The organism is Solibacillus sp. CAU 1738 (assembly GCF_039888725.1).
Taxonomy (GTDB): Bacteria; Bacillota; Bacilli; order Bacillales_A; family Planococcaceae; genus Metasolibacillus.
This window is the reverse complement of the sequence record NZ_JBDQQN010000003.1, coordinates 263,200-281,201: the sequence shown is the minus strand read 5'-3', so window position 1 is coordinate 281,201 and position 18,002 is coordinate 263,200. Positions and strand designations below refer to the sequence as shown.

Annotated in this window: 16 protein-coding genes; 5 read left to right on the top strand and 11 right to left on the bottom strand. The window is 36.9% G+C overall.

Annotation, left to right across the window (positions count from 1 at the left end; genetic code table 11):
* Positions 1–58: 58 nt before the first annotated feature.
* Complete coding sequence (locus tag AAFN87_RS10855) at positions 59–607, bottom strand: RNA polymerase sigma factor (RefSeq protein ID WP_347791083.1); 549 nt, start codon at positions 605–607, stop codon at positions 59–61.
* Positions 608–827: 220 nt separating this feature from the next.
* Here AAFN87_RS10855 and AAFN87_RS10850 point away from each other — a divergent pair, with 220 nt between their 5' ends.
* On the top strand, positions 828–2,210 hold the full coding sequence (locus tag AAFN87_RS10850; protein WP_347791082.1) for a dipeptidase: 1,383 nt from the start codon (positions 828–830) through the stop codon (positions 2,208–2,210).
* 643 nt (positions 2,211–2,853) lie between these two features.
* Here AAFN87_RS10850 and cyoE read toward each other — a convergent pair.
* The 4 genes from cyoE to AAFN87_RS10830 all read right to left on the bottom strand — a co-directional run bounded on the left by cyoE (position 2,854) and on the right by AAFN87_RS10830 (position 6,962).
* Positions 2,854–3,732 carry a heme o synthase gene (cyoE, locus tag AAFN87_RS10845; protein ID WP_481886472.1) on the bottom strand — a complete coding sequence of 293 codons (879 nt, stop codon included), beginning with the start codon at positions 3,730–3,732 and terminating at the stop codon, positions 2,854–2,856.
* Positions 3,733–4,096: 364 nt separating this feature from the next.
* The gene (locus tag AAFN87_RS10840; protein ID WP_347791080.1) at positions 4,097–5,035 is read right to left on the bottom strand and encodes a Gfo/Idh/MocA family protein; all 939 of its coding nucleotides are present in this window, start codon (positions 5,033–5,035) and stop codon (positions 4,097–4,099) included.
* A gap of 189 nt (positions 5,036–5,224) precedes the next feature.
* The gene (locus AAFN87_RS10835; RefSeq protein WP_347791455.1) at positions 5,225–6,025 is read right to left on the bottom strand and encodes a CPBP family intramembrane glutamic endopeptidase; all 801 of its coding nucleotides are present in this window, start codon (positions 6,023–6,025) and stop codon (positions 5,225–5,227) included.
* A gap of 112 nt (positions 6,026–6,137) precedes the next feature.
* The gene (locus tag AAFN87_RS10830) at positions 6,138–6,962 is read right to left on the bottom strand and encodes a MerR family transcriptional regulator (protein WP_347791079.1); all 825 of its coding nucleotides are present in this window, start codon (positions 6,960–6,962) and stop codon (positions 6,138–6,140) included.
* Positions 6,963–7,196: 234 nt separating this feature from the next.
* Here AAFN87_RS10830 and AAFN87_RS10825 point away from each other — a divergent pair, with 234 nt between their 5' ends.
* Complete coding sequence (locus AAFN87_RS10825) at positions 7,197–8,387, top strand: MFS transporter (protein ID WP_347791078.1); 1,191 nt, start codon at positions 7,197–7,199, stop codon at positions 8,385–8,387.
* 247 nt (positions 8,388–8,634) lie between these two features.
* On the opposite strand, the gene AAFN87_RS10820 is transcribed toward AAFN87_RS10825, so the two are convergent.
* Positions 8,635–9,249 (bottom strand): PH domain-containing protein, encoded by a 615-nt coding sequence (locus AAFN87_RS10820; protein ID WP_347791077.1) that lies wholly within the window; start codon positions 9,247–9,249, stop codon positions 8,635–8,637.
* Positions 9,250–9,599: 350 nt separating this feature from the next.
* Positions 9,600–10,511, bottom strand: coding sequence for a methyl-accepting chemotaxis protein (locus AAFN87_RS10815; RefSeq protein ID WP_347791076.1), 912 nt, complete (start codon positions 10,509–10,511; stop codon positions 9,600–9,602).
* Positions 10,512–11,030: 519 nt separating this feature from the next.
* On the opposite strand from AAFN87_RS10815, the gene AAFN87_RS10810 reads away from it, so the two are divergent.
* From AAFN87_RS10810 to AAFN87_RS10800, 3 genes are read left to right on the top strand one after another with little or no spacing between them, the layout of a single operon-like run.
* On the top strand, positions 11,031–11,390 hold the full coding sequence (locus tag AAFN87_RS10810; protein ID WP_347791075.1) for a GntR family transcriptional regulator: 360 nt from the start codon (positions 11,031–11,033) through the stop codon (positions 11,388–11,390).
* A gap of 3 nt (positions 11,391–11,393) precedes the next feature.
* Positions 11,394–12,260, top strand: coding sequence for an ABC transporter ATP-binding protein (locus AAFN87_RS10805; RefSeq protein WP_347791074.1), 867 nt, complete (start codon positions 11,394–11,396; stop codon positions 12,258–12,260).
* Positions 12,257–12,949, top strand: coding sequence for a hypothetical protein (locus AAFN87_RS10800; RefSeq protein WP_347791073.1), 693 nt, complete (start codon positions 12,257–12,259; stop codon positions 12,947–12,949). Before AAFN87_RS10805 ends, AAFN87_RS10800 begins: the two co-directional genes overlap by 4 nt.
* Positions 12,950–13,201: 252 nt before the next feature.
* Here the strand turns inward: AAFN87_RS10800 and AAFN87_RS10795 are convergent, their stop codons facing one another.
* The 4 genes from AAFN87_RS10795 to AAFN87_RS10780 all read right to left on the bottom strand — a co-directional run bounded on the left by AAFN87_RS10795 (position 13,202) and on the right by AAFN87_RS10780 (position 17,949).
* Entirely contained in the window at positions 13,202–15,217 is a 2,016-nt protein-coding gene (locus tag AAFN87_RS10795; protein ID WP_347791072.1) for a TRAP transporter permease, read from the bottom strand.
* Positions 15,214–15,684 carry a DUF1850 domain-containing protein gene (locus tag AAFN87_RS10790; RefSeq protein WP_347791071.1) on the bottom strand — a complete coding sequence of 157 codons (471 nt, stop codon included), beginning with the start codon at positions 15,682–15,684 and terminating at the stop codon, positions 15,214–15,216. The genes AAFN87_RS10795 and AAFN87_RS10790 overlap by 4 nt, the downstream gene beginning before the upstream one ends.
* A complete protein-coding gene (locus tag AAFN87_RS10785) occupies positions 15,671–16,654 on the bottom strand; it encodes a TAXI family TRAP transporter solute-binding subunit (protein ID WP_347791070.1) in 984 nt (327 codons plus the stop codon). Before AAFN87_RS10785 ends, AAFN87_RS10790 begins: the two co-directional genes overlap by 14 nt.
* 371 nt (positions 16,655–17,025) lie before the next feature.
* The gene (locus AAFN87_RS10780; protein ID WP_347791069.1) at positions 17,026–17,949 is read right to left on the bottom strand and encodes a glycine-rich domain-containing protein; all 924 of its coding nucleotides are present in this window, start codon (positions 17,947–17,949) and stop codon (positions 17,026–17,028) included.
* Positions 17,950–18,002: the final 53 nt, after the last annotated feature.

Genomic DNA, 18,002 nt, shown 5'->3' with positions numbered 1-18,002 from the left:
ATGTGCACAGATAATGCCTTTTTCATATAGTAAGCGCCTTTTCGTTCCGCGCTAAAAGTTATGCCGGTAATACAACATCCGCTAATGCGTTGTCCGCAAGTAAAATTTCCTTCAAGCGCGCTTTTGCACGGAAAAGACGTGATTTCACTGTCCCAATGGATACTTTCATTAATGCTGAAATTTCAGCTAATGAGTATTGATCCACATAGAAATACCAAAGTGTTTTTTGATAAATAGTATCCAGTTCATGCATTTTCTCTTGCACGATTTTTGTAACTTCCACTTTTTCAATTTGTTCCTCAGTAGAAATTTCATTATTGGGAACCAAATCTAAAATCGGTACGTCTAATTGTTCAGGTTGACTAATCATATATTTACTTCTACGTACATTTTTGCGATAGCGGTCGCGGAATGTATTCATCGTAATTGTTGTAAGCCATGCTTTTACATGGTCAACTTCAGCGACTGAAGATTCGTAGCGCACAACTTTAACCCATACTTCTTGCATTAAATCTTCCGCCTCGGCAGTATTGCGCGTTAATTTTAAACATAAATGATAAATGTAGCGATTATATTCATCGTAAACTTTCGTTAACGTTTCTTTCAATTTGATTTCCTCCGTTCAGTACTTCTTTGATACTCTCATTTTCTCAAAAACAAACCTTACTCACTATCGTATTTACTTTCACTTGCATTACAATTGTGTAAGGTTGAGTGTAATTATTTGTTCTATTTTCACTCCTATGATTACGGAGGTTCTCCCATAGTACATATGCAGAAATATGCTATAATATTTCCATTATCGAAATTTACAAGGAGGCCCTATCATGAGTCATTTACAAGCATTAAATACGTATTTTGCGGAGCACCGCGAGCAACATTTAAACGAATTAAACGAATTTTTACGTATTCCAAGTATTAGTTCCCTTTCTGAGCACAAAGAGGACATGCAAGTAGCTGCTAATTGGCTAGCTGAGGCACTAAAAAAACTGAATATCGAAAACGTCACAGTAGATCAAACAGCCGGTCACCCTGTTGTGTACGGTGATTGGTTACATGCTGAAGGTAAACCAACTGTGTTATTTTACGGTCACTATGATGTGCAACCAGTAGACCCACTCGAGTTATGGGATTCAGAGCCTTTTGCACCGGAAATCCGCGATAACAAGCTATATGCGCGTGGTTCTTCTGATGATAAAGGTCAAGTGTTCATGCACTTAAAAACAATCGAGGCCCTATTCGCAACAGAAGGTACGCTTCCTGTTAATGTGAAGTTCATTATTGAAGGTGAAGAGGAAATCGGTAGCCCGAACTTACCTGCCTATGTAGAGGAAAACAAAGAAAAATTAGCTGCAGATTTAATTTTAATTTCTGACACGGGTCTTTATGCCCCAGGTAAGCCGGCTGTATGTTACGGCTTACGCGGCTTAACAGGTGTGCAAATTGATGTACGAGGCGCTAAAGGTGACTTACATTCAGGCCTTTATGGTGGTGGTGTGCAAAATGCGATCCATGCTTTAGCTGATATTTTAGCTTCATTCCGCGATGAGCACGGCACAATTCAAGTAGAAGGCTTCTACGATAAAGTTCTTCCTTTATCCGAGGAAGAACGCGAAGCTTACCGCGCATTAAACTTTGACGAGGAAGCATTAAAAGAAGAAGTTGGCGTGAAGGAATTATTCGGTGAGGCGGGCTATTCATATTTAGAGCAAACATGGGCGCGCCCAACGTTAGAAATTAACGGCGTGTTCGGAGGTTTCTCTGGTGAAGGCATTAAAACGGTTCTCCCTGCTGAGGCAGGGGCAAAAATTACTTGCCGCTTAGTACCTAATCAAGATCCAGAAGAGATTATCAGCTTACTGCGCGCACATATTGAGAAACATAAACCTCAAGGCGTAGAAATAAAGATTTCTGAATTCGATAAAGGGGCGCCATTCATAACACCATTCGATCACCCTGTTATTCAAGCAGCTGGTCGTTCATACGAGCGTGTTTATGAAGTACCAACTGCGTATACACGCGGTGGAGGTTCAATTCCGATCGTCGCTGCATTTGATGAAATTTTAGGCTTACCTGTCGTGTTAATGGGCTTCGGCTTATCAAGCGAAAACTTCCATGCACCAAACGAGCACTTCCACTTAGAAAACTTCGACAAGGGGCTACGTGTTCTAGGCGATTACTTGCATGAGGTTGCCGGGTTAAAATTATAATATTTAGGACACTCGTCGTATATTACGACGTGTGTTTTTTTATTGGAGAAAAACTGCCCAAGAAAGCAAAAAACACGGTGCCACTGAGCACCGTGTTCATTGCAACCTTATTTTCAAAGCATTAATTATATATAAACATAGGGGAGGTTATATATCTTGTCGAACATAGCTTTTACAAAGGTTCATTTGAGCATAACTTATTACTATTACTGAAAGAGCAATAATGTCTAAAGGGGAATAAAAGTAACTCTCTTTAGTACTTGCTCAGTTTATCACAAAGTTTTATCAAAAAAACACTATAAAATAGAATGTCACAGTTTTATCATATTTTCGTTCACAATTTCGTAAAAATTGTTATAGTACACTAACATTTTATACAAATATTCTTAATTATCGATGGTTTTAAGATATCTTTTAAGCTTCCAACTGATATGGTACAGCTTTCCTGTATTATTTATCTAATGGAAGAAACACTATGGATTCATAGTACTTAATGACCAATATATTAATATTAATAGTAATATTCCATCCTTTTTATTACTTGGTAATTCACCTAGATTACAAAGCATACAATCTCCTCTGTAATTAGTAACAAAAAAACAACCTTCCAAATTCGAATACAATTTGTGAAGGTTGTTTGATTTTACATTGCTTGTAATATTAATCCGACTGTTGCGTAAATGATGACTGTTGCAAATAAGACCGTCATATGGATAAGCGAGTAGGCAAACATTTTATTGGCCCATGTTTTTCCTTCCATTTTACGATAGCCGACAAAGCTAAGCCATAGCCAAATCCCCCCGAGTACAAATGACACGATTGTCAGACCGAGGCTCAGTGGCAAGAATAAAAAGCTAGTTAATATTAATACAATTAAATAAATATTTGTTTGAATATACGTTCTGCGTTCGCCCTTTGCTACTGGTAGCATCGGAATGTTCGCTGCAGCATAATCCTCTTGCTTGCGAATTGCAATTGCATAAAAATGTGGCATTTGCCAGATTACCATAATAATAAACAACGCCCAGCATGCTGGATGCCAAATATCTGGTGCTACGGCTGCCCAACCAATTAACGGCGGCATTGCGCCCCCGAGACTGCCTACCTCAGTGTTCCAAATAGTACGGCGCTTTGTCCACATTGTGTAAGGTACAACGTAAAGAAACACACCTAACAAGCCAAGAAACATCGCGAGTGGCGTCGTTAGCCAAAGTAAGCCGAGACCGATAATTAAAAATACGATACCTGCTAATAAAACCGTACGCCCACTGAGCTCTCCAGTTACAGTTGGACGCGTGCGTGTACGCAACATAATTTTATCGATGTCGCGGTCGTATAAATTATTAAAAGTCCCCGCTGCCGCAATAATAAGTGCTGAACCAATCACTGCAAAAAGTATTGTTAGTATATTGTCAACGAAACTAAGTTCATACGTATAAAGCGCAAGCATGAGCCCAGCAATCATCGGAATCAAATTTGATTTAATGATGCCCGTTTTAACAGCTTGCGCCCATAAGTTCATATAGGATTGCTTCTGCATCTTTATCTTTCATACTCCCTCTTTTAGTCACTATTATCTAGTATAACCTAAGTAAGTAGTAAACCGCTATGATGCTGGCTGTTTTTTCTTATAACGGACATAATATTGAAGAGTGTTGGTGGGATAATTTGAAAATACTGGACACGTTCGATATAGGACGAGTGATATTTTTGAGTGGGGTTTACCGGCGATATTTCTGATTTACAATTTATCCGCACTCGAGAGGATGGAACGATTAATGGATTCCGCAATCCTATACCCTAGACTTCAACTATGCCCGAAGTTATCCTCAACATAAAAAACCGCCTTAAAACACGAATGTTTCAAGACGGTTGAGTTTATTCATTTATTTGAGCAATTGATCAATCCAATTTTGCACTTTCAAGCCTTCTTCAAATGGGACAATTAGTGACTCTTCATCGTTTAATAAGCGATGACACGCATCTAAAAGTGACATAGGTTGTATATCAGGCAGCAATTGAACTTCTTCGACACCCTTTTCACTCATCCAAAGCTCCGACCAATTGCGAATTGTCATCACTTTTTCTGTACCGAAAACTTTAAAATCGATGCGCTCTTCCTGTGCAATTCCCGATAAGCCATTCAAAACTACTGGGATTCCACTTGCTGTTTTAGCTAAAGCGGTCACACCTGTTTCGCATAATTCAACGTTTTGTGGATATGTCGTCTCATGAGAAAGAATTGTTAAATCACCAAATAAATGATATGCGACTTGGAGATAATGCGGGAAAATCTCTCGTATGAACCCGCCCTGCTCTCTTGAAGCTATCCACGGATTTTGTTGCCATTTTCTTGGCCATTCCGGAAAATATGTATGCAGTTCAACACGAACAATTTCGCCAATTGTGGCTGTCTCGATTGCTTGTTTTAAGCTATGAATTACTGGGCTGTACATTAAAGGGAAATGCATCGCTGTATGAACATTTGCTTTTTGTGCTGCCGTTACCATCTTCATACCATCTTGCGCATCATGTGCTAGAGGCTTTTCCGAAAGAATATGATACCCGCGTGCAGCGATTTGCTCTGCTAGCGGCGCATGACTGACAGGTGGAGTCCCGATATACACCCAATTTGGACGTGTTTGATATAGATCTTCTAATGTTTCAGCGGCAGGAATTTGATACTTAGCTGCAATTTCTTGTAATCTCGTTTTGTTCTCATCGAATACGGACACAATTTCGCAATGAGGATGCGCCAAAACTTGATTAATGATGCGCTCCCCTACAACGCCTGTACCGATTAATGCAAATGTTGTTTTTGTCATACACTACTCTCCTAATAATACGGTTTGTTTTATAAATTTCGTTCTATTATTAAAAATAAAGTTAAACAGAAAAACACATAAAAATACAAAACTGTATAATAGATTCAATAGTAGCATAGCGGGAATAGAATAGAAATATTTCCGTACAGAATATTCTATAAAATTAAGATAGTACTTTCCATTATTACTTTAATATAAAATTCCATCTAATCCAACATCGCTACTCCCATACAAGCACCTTTTATAATTCACTAAAACCATAACTAGCGCCACCATCAAATAGAATATAGCTGTCACTGTAAGAATGTGAAGTACATCTCCAGCCTGAATTGCCAAAAAATAATTGAAAAGGTGATGGATCATAATGGGAATCAAAAGATTGCGATTCAAATTATAAAATACGGTTATGATGATTGACACAGCAATGATACCGCCTAGGAAACAAATAATATATTGCACCAATTGCAATCCTGAATATCCTGACATTAACCATAGTGGTGCATGCCAAAACCCCCAAGCTACCCCAACGATAATGGCAGATTTTAATGGACTAAATTTCTTTTGCAATTCAACTAATACAAATCCCCTCCATCCTAATTCTTCTCCAAGTGGTCCATGTATGAGATTATAGCCAAATAAGATAAGTATCGTCGTCCACGAAGCAGTTACTTGTTCGGAGATAGGCACATTCCATATCGTTCTTGTTATGATTATACTTCCTATTAAAACTAAAACTTGAATGAGAAAGACACACAATATGGTTGAAATTTTAATCCTTTCACTAAATTGGCTTTTTACAAAGTCCCATAGATTTTTTTGAGGATAGATTTTTCGAAACATGATGACGAAAACAAAAGTAGATGTCCATGATGATAGGACTATTAATATTGCCACTGCTGCCTGAGATTTAAAAACTATTAAGGCTCCCCCAATGACAAGAAGAAAAACATAGAACAAACAATAGGTCCATAAAATATATCGTTTGATCATTCGATTCAAATCAATCGCCTCCTATAAATAAAAAAACCAATAGAACAATTTTTGGAATTGTTCCATTGGTTATAAAATATAAACTATGGTGTTACCCCCAGGTCAACAGCTTTTATTCTTCATTAACTGGCATAAAGATTTCTAAGAATACTCGCTCTTTGTTATCAAGATACGCAATAAGACGAGTATTAACAAAAGCAACCCCTCTTGGTTGATAGCCCTGTTCACTTGCCCATTCTAAAGTCGATGTAAAAACATTATATTTAATATCATTATTTCCATTTTGATACCTACCATCTTCAACAATTGTATAAATGCATTTAGAATATTGTAAATAACATTCACTTTGTTCCTTTTGCATCGCTTCATACTTTTCAACAATCAGCATCTTTGAATCTAGATTTCCTTTTTCATTAAAAGTGAATTTCCTCATGATTTTGCTAAGAATATCTTCCTTCGTTAAATCTATGTTTTCTAATATGACGGGATATTCCAGAAAGGCATTAAAATCAGAAAACTCGCCTATTACTTTATAGGTTGGGAATTCCCTTATTGAATATGTATTTAAATGTTCTTTCAATCCCTCACAAAATACTTTTGTTTCTTTTATTTTCTGAAGCATGTATTTATTTTTTAGTATCGTTTCTTCTAATTGTCTAGCTTTTATCTCTAATAAATGTTCTAGTTCTTCTATTTCGCTTCCGTCCTGTAGCTTTCTAACTTCTTTCATCGATAGATTTCTCTTTTTATAAAAATCTGCAACCATTAATTGATAAATATCATACTCATCATATTGCCTATAGTTATTCGTGTCATTCTGGTTTGGTTTTACAATTCCTTGTTCCTCGTAATACCTTAGTGCATCTCGTGTTACACCTAGAATTTCTAATAGCTGACTTGTTTTATATGTGTCCTTCTGTATTTTAAATCCCCCCATATGAAATGCTCTCCATAACAATTTACTAAAATCACACAATATTTTCCAACTATAATTCACCTATGATGCAGTTCATCATGTTTTCTGTTAATTCCACAGCGTTTTTGCTCCTGTCATCCATAAACCCTATTTAATAATAAAGTGTTTTTCTCGCAAAAATACTTTATGTTATGATGTTTAGGTTGTGTATCTACTATGTGACACATTTACATTCATCTAAGAAAAGAGGTACTTATGCACACCACAAAATTATCCAAGCGACATTGGTTGCTAATCTTAACACTTACTTTACTAACATTTGTTCTCGGGACAAGTGAATTTGTTATTGTCGGAATCTTAACTGATATTTCTTCAAGCCTTCATATGACAAATGCCAAAGCAGGCACACTGGTTTCAGCGTTTGCAATTACGTTTGCAATCGCAACACCTCTCGTGATGTCAGCAACGAGTCATTTTCCAAAACGGAAATGGATGTTGTTTTTGATAGGATCTTTCATCGTCTTGAATGCTTTATGCGTAATTTCGACAAGCTACATCATGCTTCTTGTACTTCGGATGATGACAGCAATTGTAACAGGCGTATTAATCTCTCTAGCTATGATTGTTGCAAGTGAAACGATGCCGGTTGAAAAACGCGGACTTGCTATATCATTCGTTTTTGGTGGTTTCACACTGGCAAATGTCGTAGGAGTGCCAATTGGTATTGTAATCGCCGAATCGTACGGCTGGAATGCTACTTTTATGTTAACTACTTTCCTAGGAGGATTGGCGTTTTTAGCATCATTTTTCGTCTTGCCTAATAAGCTTAGCCAAATACGCAGTTCGATACGGGATCAGTTTTCATTATTGACTAATCCACGAATTTTGATGGCCTTTTTCATACCTGCTCTCGGATTTGGCGCAACTTATGCCGTCTTTACGTACCTTGTGCCGATTTTAAAGGGAATGGGTGCACCCAGCCAGTCAATTAGTTTAATCTTATTTGGTTACGGATTTATCTCGATTTTCAGCAACATCCTCGCCGGTAAAATTGCTAGCCACAATGCAATCGGTCGCCTTCGATTTGTTTTTCTCGTGCAGGCAGTTGTGCTGACAAGTTTATTTTGGACTACAAATCATTTTATTTTAGGACTTATAAACATTGGCTTCATGTCGTTAATGGCCATCCTCTTAACAACATCTACTCAGCTTTATTTAATTGACCTTGCTGAAATTTATCAGCCAAAAGCGACAGGACTCGCTGCTTCACTTATGCCAGTGGCAAGCAATGTCGGTATCGCCTTTGGTTCTGCATTAGGCGGAATTGTATACCATCAAGGGAATTTAATGAATGTCACATGGGTCGGTGGGATCGTTGCAGTTTGTGCAAGTCTACTAACTTTCTATAGTTATTTTTTAGACCAAAAACAAAAGAAAACTGCATAACTGAGACGAAATAAATCTTAGTTTGCCCTCTATGATATCTCTACAAGTACAGTTGTCCCTTAAAATAAGATGAAAAAAAGAAGTACCAGGACATTTCGTTGTTCTTTGGTACTTCTTTTAATATCACTAAAAATGGATCGGCGTTAATTCAGATTTACCGGCGACTTGTTGTAAATACAAGAACGCTATGTCGGAAGGCAAATTTTCAAAAATAATAACCCCCGAAAGTAGTTTCGAGGGCCCCGTTTTAGTTATTTATATACTTCTCAAACACATCGCCGTAGTCTTTTTTCACATACGCGTCTTTTTGCTGGAGCATCCAGTCGTGCGAGAATTTTGTAATGTTGGCAAATGATTCAGCTGGCGCAACACTGTCATTGCCAACATGACCAAGCGCATTTGCAGCTAATGTTAAACTTTGTTTCGCTGAATCGAACTTATAAGCATTTGACTTTTGCTCTTTTGAAATTGTGTGAAGTGCCTTGTATAAGTCTTTTATCTCATTAAGATACTTCTTATGAATATCAATCGACATCGGAACATTGCCAATTGTGAACTTGATTTCTACATCGAGGTCAATCGTGCCTGCTGTTTCGAGCAGCACATCACTAATCGTTTCATGCTCAAAATCATAGCGGCGCAGCATACGCTTTTTGCTAATCGCATTCGCCCCGTCCACATGAATAAGCGCATAATTTGTGAAGCAATACTCATCCGCCTTTGTTTTAATCAGGAAGTAAATTTCTTCATCAATCTCATTAAATATAAAATCATCCGAATCCGTTTTATCGAAATCAGCCTTTGGAACGACAACCCCAATATCAGAAAGTCCTAAAGCATCTGCTGCGATTTTTTTGAACATATTATCTGCCTCCTTTTTCTATATTGTATACGATTTCCACATCCAGAGGTTTCAATTGTTTATGAAATTAGATCAGACGCTTTACCCGGAATGATACTGCTTTTACCCGGAAACAACAACGATTTACCCGGACTTCTCTTCCACTTACCCGGAAAGTTTGCTTATTTACCCGGAAAATCGCTACTTTTACCCAGAATACACCTTCACCTGAGATTACAATCATTTACCCGGAATTCTCCTCTTCTTACCCGGAAATCACAATCATTTACCCGGAATTCTCTTTCATTTACCCGGAAACAACAATCATTTACCCGGAAAATCCACTTACTTACCCAGACACTCTACTTCTATTAAATTAATTCTATAAATTGTTTTGAACGCTCATCTAATGCTTCTGCTGCGGAAGCTATTTCAGCAAAATCGCTAGTCGTCACATTAATTTGTTCATTTGTTTTTTCAACTCTCTCAGAAATACGGGTATTACTTTCAGCAACCTTCCCTATCTCTTGCACGATTCCCTCAATATTATCTTTTACTTCTGAGATGGATTGCTCTACCCTTACTGAAAGTTTTCTAACTTCTTTTGCTACAACATCAAAACCTCTACCATACTCTCCAGCTCTTGCCGCTTCAATAGCAGCATTTAATGCCAATAAATTAGTTTGGGAAGCTATCTCTCGAATTGTTTTAACAATACTTTTTATGGATTCAGCTTGATTTTGCAACTGCGCAAGATTTCTTACGTTTTCTTGAGATTCTGATGAAACTTGTATAATCGTTTCAAGTAAATTTTCACTATTTTTAATGCCAGCCTCTGAGCGAACATGAAGTTCTGCAGACATCTGTTTTAATGTATCTGCTACACTTACTATGTGATTTTGACGTTCGGTAATATTCGTTGCAATTTTCGATACGCCGATAACTTTTCTTGAATTATTATTTGAAAAAACAGGCATGTATGTAGCTTCAAGCCAAATACGATTTCCATGTGCATCCATTCGTTCAATTTTATCTTGATAACTATTTCCAGCCGCTAAATTACGCCAAAATCTATCATAATCTCGACTGTTCACAAATTCAGGAAGGCAAAATTCTTTATGATTTTTACCAATCATTTCACTTACACTATAACCTAGTGCTTTTGCAAAAAGCTCGTTCACATATGCTACATCTCCATTCATATCGAAGCGAATAATAGCTATATTACGTTCAATTGCCTGAACTACTAAATCATCTGTCACTTGTGTGTCTATATTTTGCATTAAATCCACCTCAATCATTCTATCTTACTAGTATATTCCCCATTGTTTAGTTGAATCCTTTTTAATTCCCCTATATCTATAATTATAAATATTATAAATCTCGTAATTGTTAATAATGCCCTTACAATCCTCTACCTTAAGTCTTTGTTGCATAAAAAAAATCGTAGTAGTGTCTATTTCCCCTTGGACTAATACGATTTCTAAATAGAGAAGTTTTTATATTTTGTAATACGTTCGGATTACTTTATGCGAAAAACCCCCCTTATACTTAATACTTTACTTCAAAACTCTATTACTTAGCCAGATACAAATACTTTACTCAGGGAAAACTACCTTAATAAGGAAGTTATATAGTATTACTCAACAATATTTCTTTCTACAAGGACTTTCAGTTAATTAGTCCGAATAATTCCCCCTCTTACATATTATGGTTGACAGAAAATTCAAATCGTTATATGGTTAGTTACATAACTAACTAACCGATTAAGATAACCATATACTACAACTAGGAGGTGGCTCGTGAACAATACATTAAATAATGAAAAGCCTATCTTCCAACAAATTCGTGAGCGTATTGAAGACGCTATTTTAGATGGCGTTTTGCAGCCGGAAGACCGCGTTCCATCGACAAATGAGTTTGCAAAGGAGTATCAAATTAATCCAGCAACTGCAGGAAAAGGAGTGAATGAGCTAGTGGATAAAGGGGTTATTTATAAAAAACGTGGCGTTGGGATGTTTGTTAGCCCAGAGGCACGAACCATTTTAATAGCTGAACGAAAAGATAACTTCTTTACCCAATACATACAACCACTGAAAAGCGAAGCAACACGATTAGGCATCTCGGATGAAGATTTAAAAAACATGTTACAAAGGGGATAACTTATGAAAATCGAGGCGAGAAATGTTAGTAAATCGTATAAGCAAAAGCAAGCTTTAAAACATTTGAATATGACAATAGAAGGACCTAAAATTGTTGGCTTTTTAGGACATAACGGTGCAGGGAAAACGACTTTTTTAAATATGCTATCAGGACTTATCCCAGCAACGAGCGGCGAGCTTTTTGTTAATGGGCAACCTGTTTTCAATTGTCCCACTATTTTAAAGGACATATGCTTCATTGCAGAAAGCGGCAACTTCCAAGAGGAAATGACGATTGAACAAAGTTTAAAGGCTACTAGCTTCTTTTATCGACATTGGGATGGGCAACTTGCTAAGGAGCTTTTAAAAACATTTGCTCTTAATCCAAAAGATAAAGTAAAAAATCTTTCTAAAGGAATGGCTTCCGCGCTAGGTATTATTACTGGCTTTGCTAGTAATGCCCCTATCACAATATTTGACGAGCCTTATATCGGACTGGACGTCGCGGCAAGAAATACATTTTATGATTTGTTGATTGAGCAGCAGCAAGACAATCCACGCTTATTTATTTTATCGACTCATTTAATCGATGAAGCAAGTGATTTATTTGAAGAAGTGATCATTATTAACGAAGGTGAATTGCTACTTCAAAGAAATTATGATGAATGGCATGAGCATGTGATTGCCGTAAAAGGTGCCCCAAGCGTAGTAGAACATGTGACAGCATCTTTTGAAATCATCTTTAAGCAATCCTTTATGAATGAAATGACCGCAGTTATTTATTTGGATGGAAAAACGATTGATGATCTAAACGTTAAATTGGAAAGTGTATCTCTACAGGAAATGCTTGTGTATTTAAGTAAACAGCAAAAGGAAGGGTTGTATAAATGAACACATTAAAAGGCAGTTTGTATATCTTTTTTCAAAGCTACAAAAAGCAAAATATTGTATTTTGGATCATTTTACTAAGCATTGTTTTATTTTTAATTTTTATTGATGCGACTTTCGGGGAAAATGTAAAATTATTTTTATCTGTCTCTATTCCTGTATATATTTTTTTCAGTATAATGTCATCTAAATTATTAAATAAGACGATGCCCTATTTTTTAAAGCTCGGCTTAAGTCGAAATCAATATGCTTTACATGTAGGACTATTTTTCATTGCTTGGAGTTTTATTGGCGCATTGTTTATTGCTTGTATTCACAAAGGAATTTTATTTTCCAATACATTCACACTACATGACATAATTATTTTCCACCCTGTTTATTTTTTTGATCCGTCACTACCATTCTTCTTAACATTTGCATTTGATTTTGCTATTTTGCTCTTCTCCTTAGCTTCAGGTTTATTAATCAATGTTGTCTTTTATCGTTTAGGAACAGTTGGTGGCTACACCTTTATCGGTGGCCTCATTTTCATCCCAATTTTAGCAGTCATTTTTAATTGGTACCAACCGCTTTTCGATTTATTAAACAATGTAACATTTATCGTATTGTGCACAAGTTTATTTTTCATTAGTTTATTACTTTATGGCATCATTGCGGTTGTCTTACAAAAAGCATCGGCAATTCCTGCGTGAAAAAATAACGGATGCCTTTTATAAAGATGTCGCCACAAGATAACAAACTATAACAAGGTCCTTGGCTGGCGACCCCTAACTTTCTAGATGATACCCTAACACGATCGCAGCGAAGGAAACGTCTCACCTAACGCCTCTGGAAAGCGATCAGCTAGAATGGAAATCTTCCCATAAAAAAACGCAAGAATGTTGCTATAACAACATTCTTGCGTTTTTAGTTCAATATGAGAGGAATTTATTTATAGCCCCTTCTTACTGCTGACTCGCGATAGTTCCTTGTGTTTTACTAACCTTCATGTTTAACACAAAAACAATAGCTACAATAATGACCCCTGCGATATCTGTATACGTTTCTGGAATAATCATACCGAGAGCACCAAGGCCAAGAATAATACGCATAACCGGATTTAAATTGGTTTTGAAATATCCTTCAATTGCAGCACTAAGCGCAATAATCCCAATAACCGCCGTAACAGTAATCATCGCAATGTCCATAAATGGCGCCATCGGGAATTCTTTTGCATTAATCGCGATATTTGTTGTATCAATCATTAGCATCGCTGGATTATAGACGAATAAATACGGTACGATAAAGCCTGCTGCCGCTAAGCGCAGTGCCACGAATCCCGTACGCATCGGGTCCCCTCCAGAAATCCCTGCTCCTGCAAAAGCAGCCAGTGCAACAGGTGGTGTAATGTTCGCAAAAATACCGAAATAGAAAACAAACATATGCGCAACAATAATCGGAATACCAAACTCCGCTAATGCAGGTGCCGCCATTGTAGCTGTAATAATATACGCAGGAATCGACGGTAAGCCCATTCCTAAAATCATCGACGCAATCATTGTAAAGAATAATGTTAAGAATAAAGAACCTGCTCCTAAACTTGCGATAGAAGATGTCATAACATTACCAAATGACGTTAAACTTACGACACCAATAATAATGCCGACAACCGCACAGGCAACCATTACCGATAAGGATTGACGAGCACCACTATCAAAAGCAGCTAAAATATCTTTAATTCCCATACGTGTTGTTTTCTTAAATGCAGCCACAACAACCGTTGCACCAATCGTATACACCGCTGTATAACCAATTGGTACTCCTATATATAACAGCCCAACTAAAAAAACAATAGGTAGTAATAAATGGCCGCGCTCTGCCATTACATCTTTTATACGTGGTAGATCTGGCTTCGGAATACCTTTTAGATTTTCACGCCCTGCACGGAAATGCACTTGCATAATTACACCTAAAAAATACAGAACAGCTGGAATTAATGCGGCAAGTGCAATTGTTCCGTACGCTACACCTGTTGTTTCTGCCATGATGAAGGCACTTGCCCCCATAATTGGAGGTAAGATTTGTCCACCAATCGAGGCACTCGCCTCTACTGCTCCAGCGAAGTTTTTCGAATAGCCTACACGTTTCATTAATGGAATCGTAAAGGCACCCGTTCCTACTACGTTGGCTACGGCAGCACCGTTAATACTCCCCATAAAACCACTTGAAATAACAGCTACCTTTGCTGGACCACCTTGTTTATGTCCTGCTAAAGCTAACGCTAAATCATTAAATAACTGGCCCATACCTGATTTCGACAGGAACGCACCAAATAAAATGAATAAGAAAATAAATTGCACAGAAGCACCAATCGCTGTTGAAAATAGCCCTTCTGTTTTTAAATACATTTGCCCGAAAATATCGCCTAAATCATATTGGCGTGTTTGTAATTGACGTGGCAACCATGAAAAATGACTAATAAACGGATAGACTAAAAACACTAATGCTAATATCGGCAGAATTATTCCTGTTACACGTCTTGCCGCTTCTAAAATAAGGACAACCGTCATAATAGCGAACGCGATATCGAGTGTATTTGGAATCCCACCGCGCGTCGTCATAATACTGTTATATTCCACAATTAAATAACCTGCAGAAGCGAAGGCTAATAAAAATAGTAGCCAATCATATACAGCAATTTTTGAACGATCTTGCTTCGTATATGTTGGGTATATTAAGAAAATGAGCGCAATCCCAATCGCTACGTGTATAGAACGTTGCTGCAAAGCTGGCATCGGATAAAACGTTACATAAATATGATATACAGAATATAAAATAGCAATAATTGCAATGAATAACGCGACATTTTTATTTGATAGTTTTCGTACTTTTGATTCGGTGTCAAATTTTTCAAGTAACTCGGCTTGCTGGTCCTCCGATAACACTTCAGTACCTGCAACCATTGTTTTTTCTTGAGTCATTTAAACCCTCCTTTAAAAATTATTTGAATGAATGAATCCGTCTCAATATAAAGACGAACACTCTGTCTTTCATCGCCGTAAAGAGGCCATTCCTTATTTCCTATGTACAAAGTCGTCTCCACTGCTGCAGATGCCGCAATCATTATTTCTGGAAAATATAAATCCATTTTCAAATGGATAAATCCATCATTAGTCTGTATTACCTCGCCATCAGATGGTACGCCTGCTCCATACGTTTTGAAATAAGTTTCATAAAGATGGAATCGCTTATTTTGTACTTCATAACACTCATACCAAGGCTCTTTTTCTACAGAATGCACCCAACCAATCGTAAATGCAGCTGGTTTTAGTAACATTCGTTCATCCTCTGTTTCGACGACGAGCACTTGTACTGGCCTAAAAAGAAAGAAAAGGAGCAGGCATATAGCTAAGCTCCCAATCCCCCACATAAATTTATTGCTCATCATAGTATTTTTTTGCACCTGGGTGTATCGGGGCAACCATACCTTTTTGAGCTCCTTCTAAAGTAATTTCAGTTGCTGCTTGATGTGAATTACCAAGCGCCTCTAGATTTTCGAAAAATGTTTTCGTTAATTCATAGCCATCTTCTTCGCTAATTTTGCTACTAATAGCTAATGCATTCATAATAGCTGCTGTTGGAATAGCTTCCTTATTACCGTAAGTATCTGCAGGAATTTCTAAGCTGATGAAGTACGGTTGTGTTTTTGCGATTTCTGCAATCTTATCTGGATTTACAGATACAAGTGTAATATCGATGCTATTTGCTAGCTCCATTACAGATGAATTTGGTAAACCACTTGTAAGGAATGCAGCATCAATTGCACCTGATTTTAAGCCATCTGCTGCCTCAGCATAACCAAGATAGTCCACTTTAATATCATCATAAGTAATGCCATGACCTGCTAGTAGATTACGAGCATTTACTTCAACACCCGAGTTTTGATCCCCTACTGCAACACGCTTTCCTTTTAAATCTTCTATTGTTTTAATACCAGAATTAGCTGGTGTAACAATTTGCACGAAGTTTGGATATAGTGACGCAATTTGTTGAATATTATCAACTGGTGCACTGAAGTTGCCAGTACCTGCAACTGCTTCCGTTAATACATCACTCATAAGGAAAGCCATTTCCACTTTGCCTTCTTTAATTAAGTTAATATTTTCAACAGACGCACCTGTTGTTTGTGGTTTCGAATTGACACCGTATGTATCAGAATATTTACTCGCAAGTGTTGTTCCGATAATATTGTACGGACCTGAAGAGCCCCCCGTTGCAATCGTAACAATGTTTGTGTCTAGACCTTTGCCGCCTTCAGTCGAATCTTTAGAACCTGCTTCGTCTCCACCGCAAGCAGCTAGTATTGACGCTGTTAGTGCTGTTGCTGCAGCAAAAGCAAATAAACGATTTTTTTTCATTTCTCTTTATCCCCTTTCAAATTTAAGAATTTCCATGTATTTCATGTTAATGTATAATTTTATCAAAAGCAATTAATTTTGGATAAATTATATAAATTTGATATTATTTCAAGTATAAAATACTTTATAACTCTTATACTATTATCTATCTTAATATTCATTCCACCAAGCAGCTATATAGCTATATTCTACTATTACAGTAGTGTGAATTTGTTTATTTCCAGCTACGAGAATAACGTAATATTGATCATCACCTTAACTTGGAGCTTGACCGACGCTAAGAGGATAATATTGTAAGGTAACAATGAGTTCACAAAAAAGAGCGTCAATCCGGCTTGGATTAACGCTCTTTTTTGTGAAGGATTTTTTTATTAATCTCCACCCCCACCACAGCTTGAGCAGGAACTTCCGGACGAGCAAGTACTACAAGAGCTTCCCGAACCGCAACTTGTACTACTTGATGAACTGTTGCCGCTTATTTTCATGTAACTTGAAAATTCATTATATTGAAAGTAAGAAACAGATAAAAACGGAACGAGCATTGCGTTGTAATTTTGCTGATTTTTATTTTTTAGCATCATTTTACGTATATCGTTTTTTTCATAATTTTTCACTCTATTTGCTGTCATTTTCATGGAATTAATAAGCGAGAGGACAGTAGGCATATATTTAGAATTACTTTTAAAATACATATCAATTAGTTCATTTTCAGGTAAATCTTTAAACTCCCCTATAATATTTGGATGTACAGGGTATTTGAAAAACCCTTTATAAAGACGGAGGTTCTCATTTCTTATAAAAAAAAGCTCAGCATACACCCAATCAAAAAACCCGCGCAAATCAGGATCAGGCTTTACATTGACATTTGGACTGTGATGAAGTGTTGTCCCTAGATAATTCTTTGAGAAATCATCATACTCACGGGTAAACATAAGCATCTCATGCCATAATTCATCGACTTTTCTACTGAACATTGGTGACTCTTTTAAAAGAGAAGTCAAAATAAAATAACGTTTTAAATCCAGTAGACGCCACTCGTACTCGTTTTCTTTTAATCTATTATTTTTCCTTACCCTCTCTTCTACGTTTTCCATATAACTGCTACTAAGCGATTGCTCTAGATGATCATTTAGCTTTTTTAATCCTTTAATTGGTTTTATTTCTAATGCTATTGGAGATAAACCAAATTTAAATGAGAGCTTTTTGCGTAAAAATAAAATAAGCCAAATAAAAACTGCAAGCAGGAGTAACCATTCCATGTAATCCCCCATTCCTATTTGAATATATTTTTTCACTATTCCCACCGTTAGTACATGAGTTCAAATGCCCCTTTCCTACTCATCCTCCA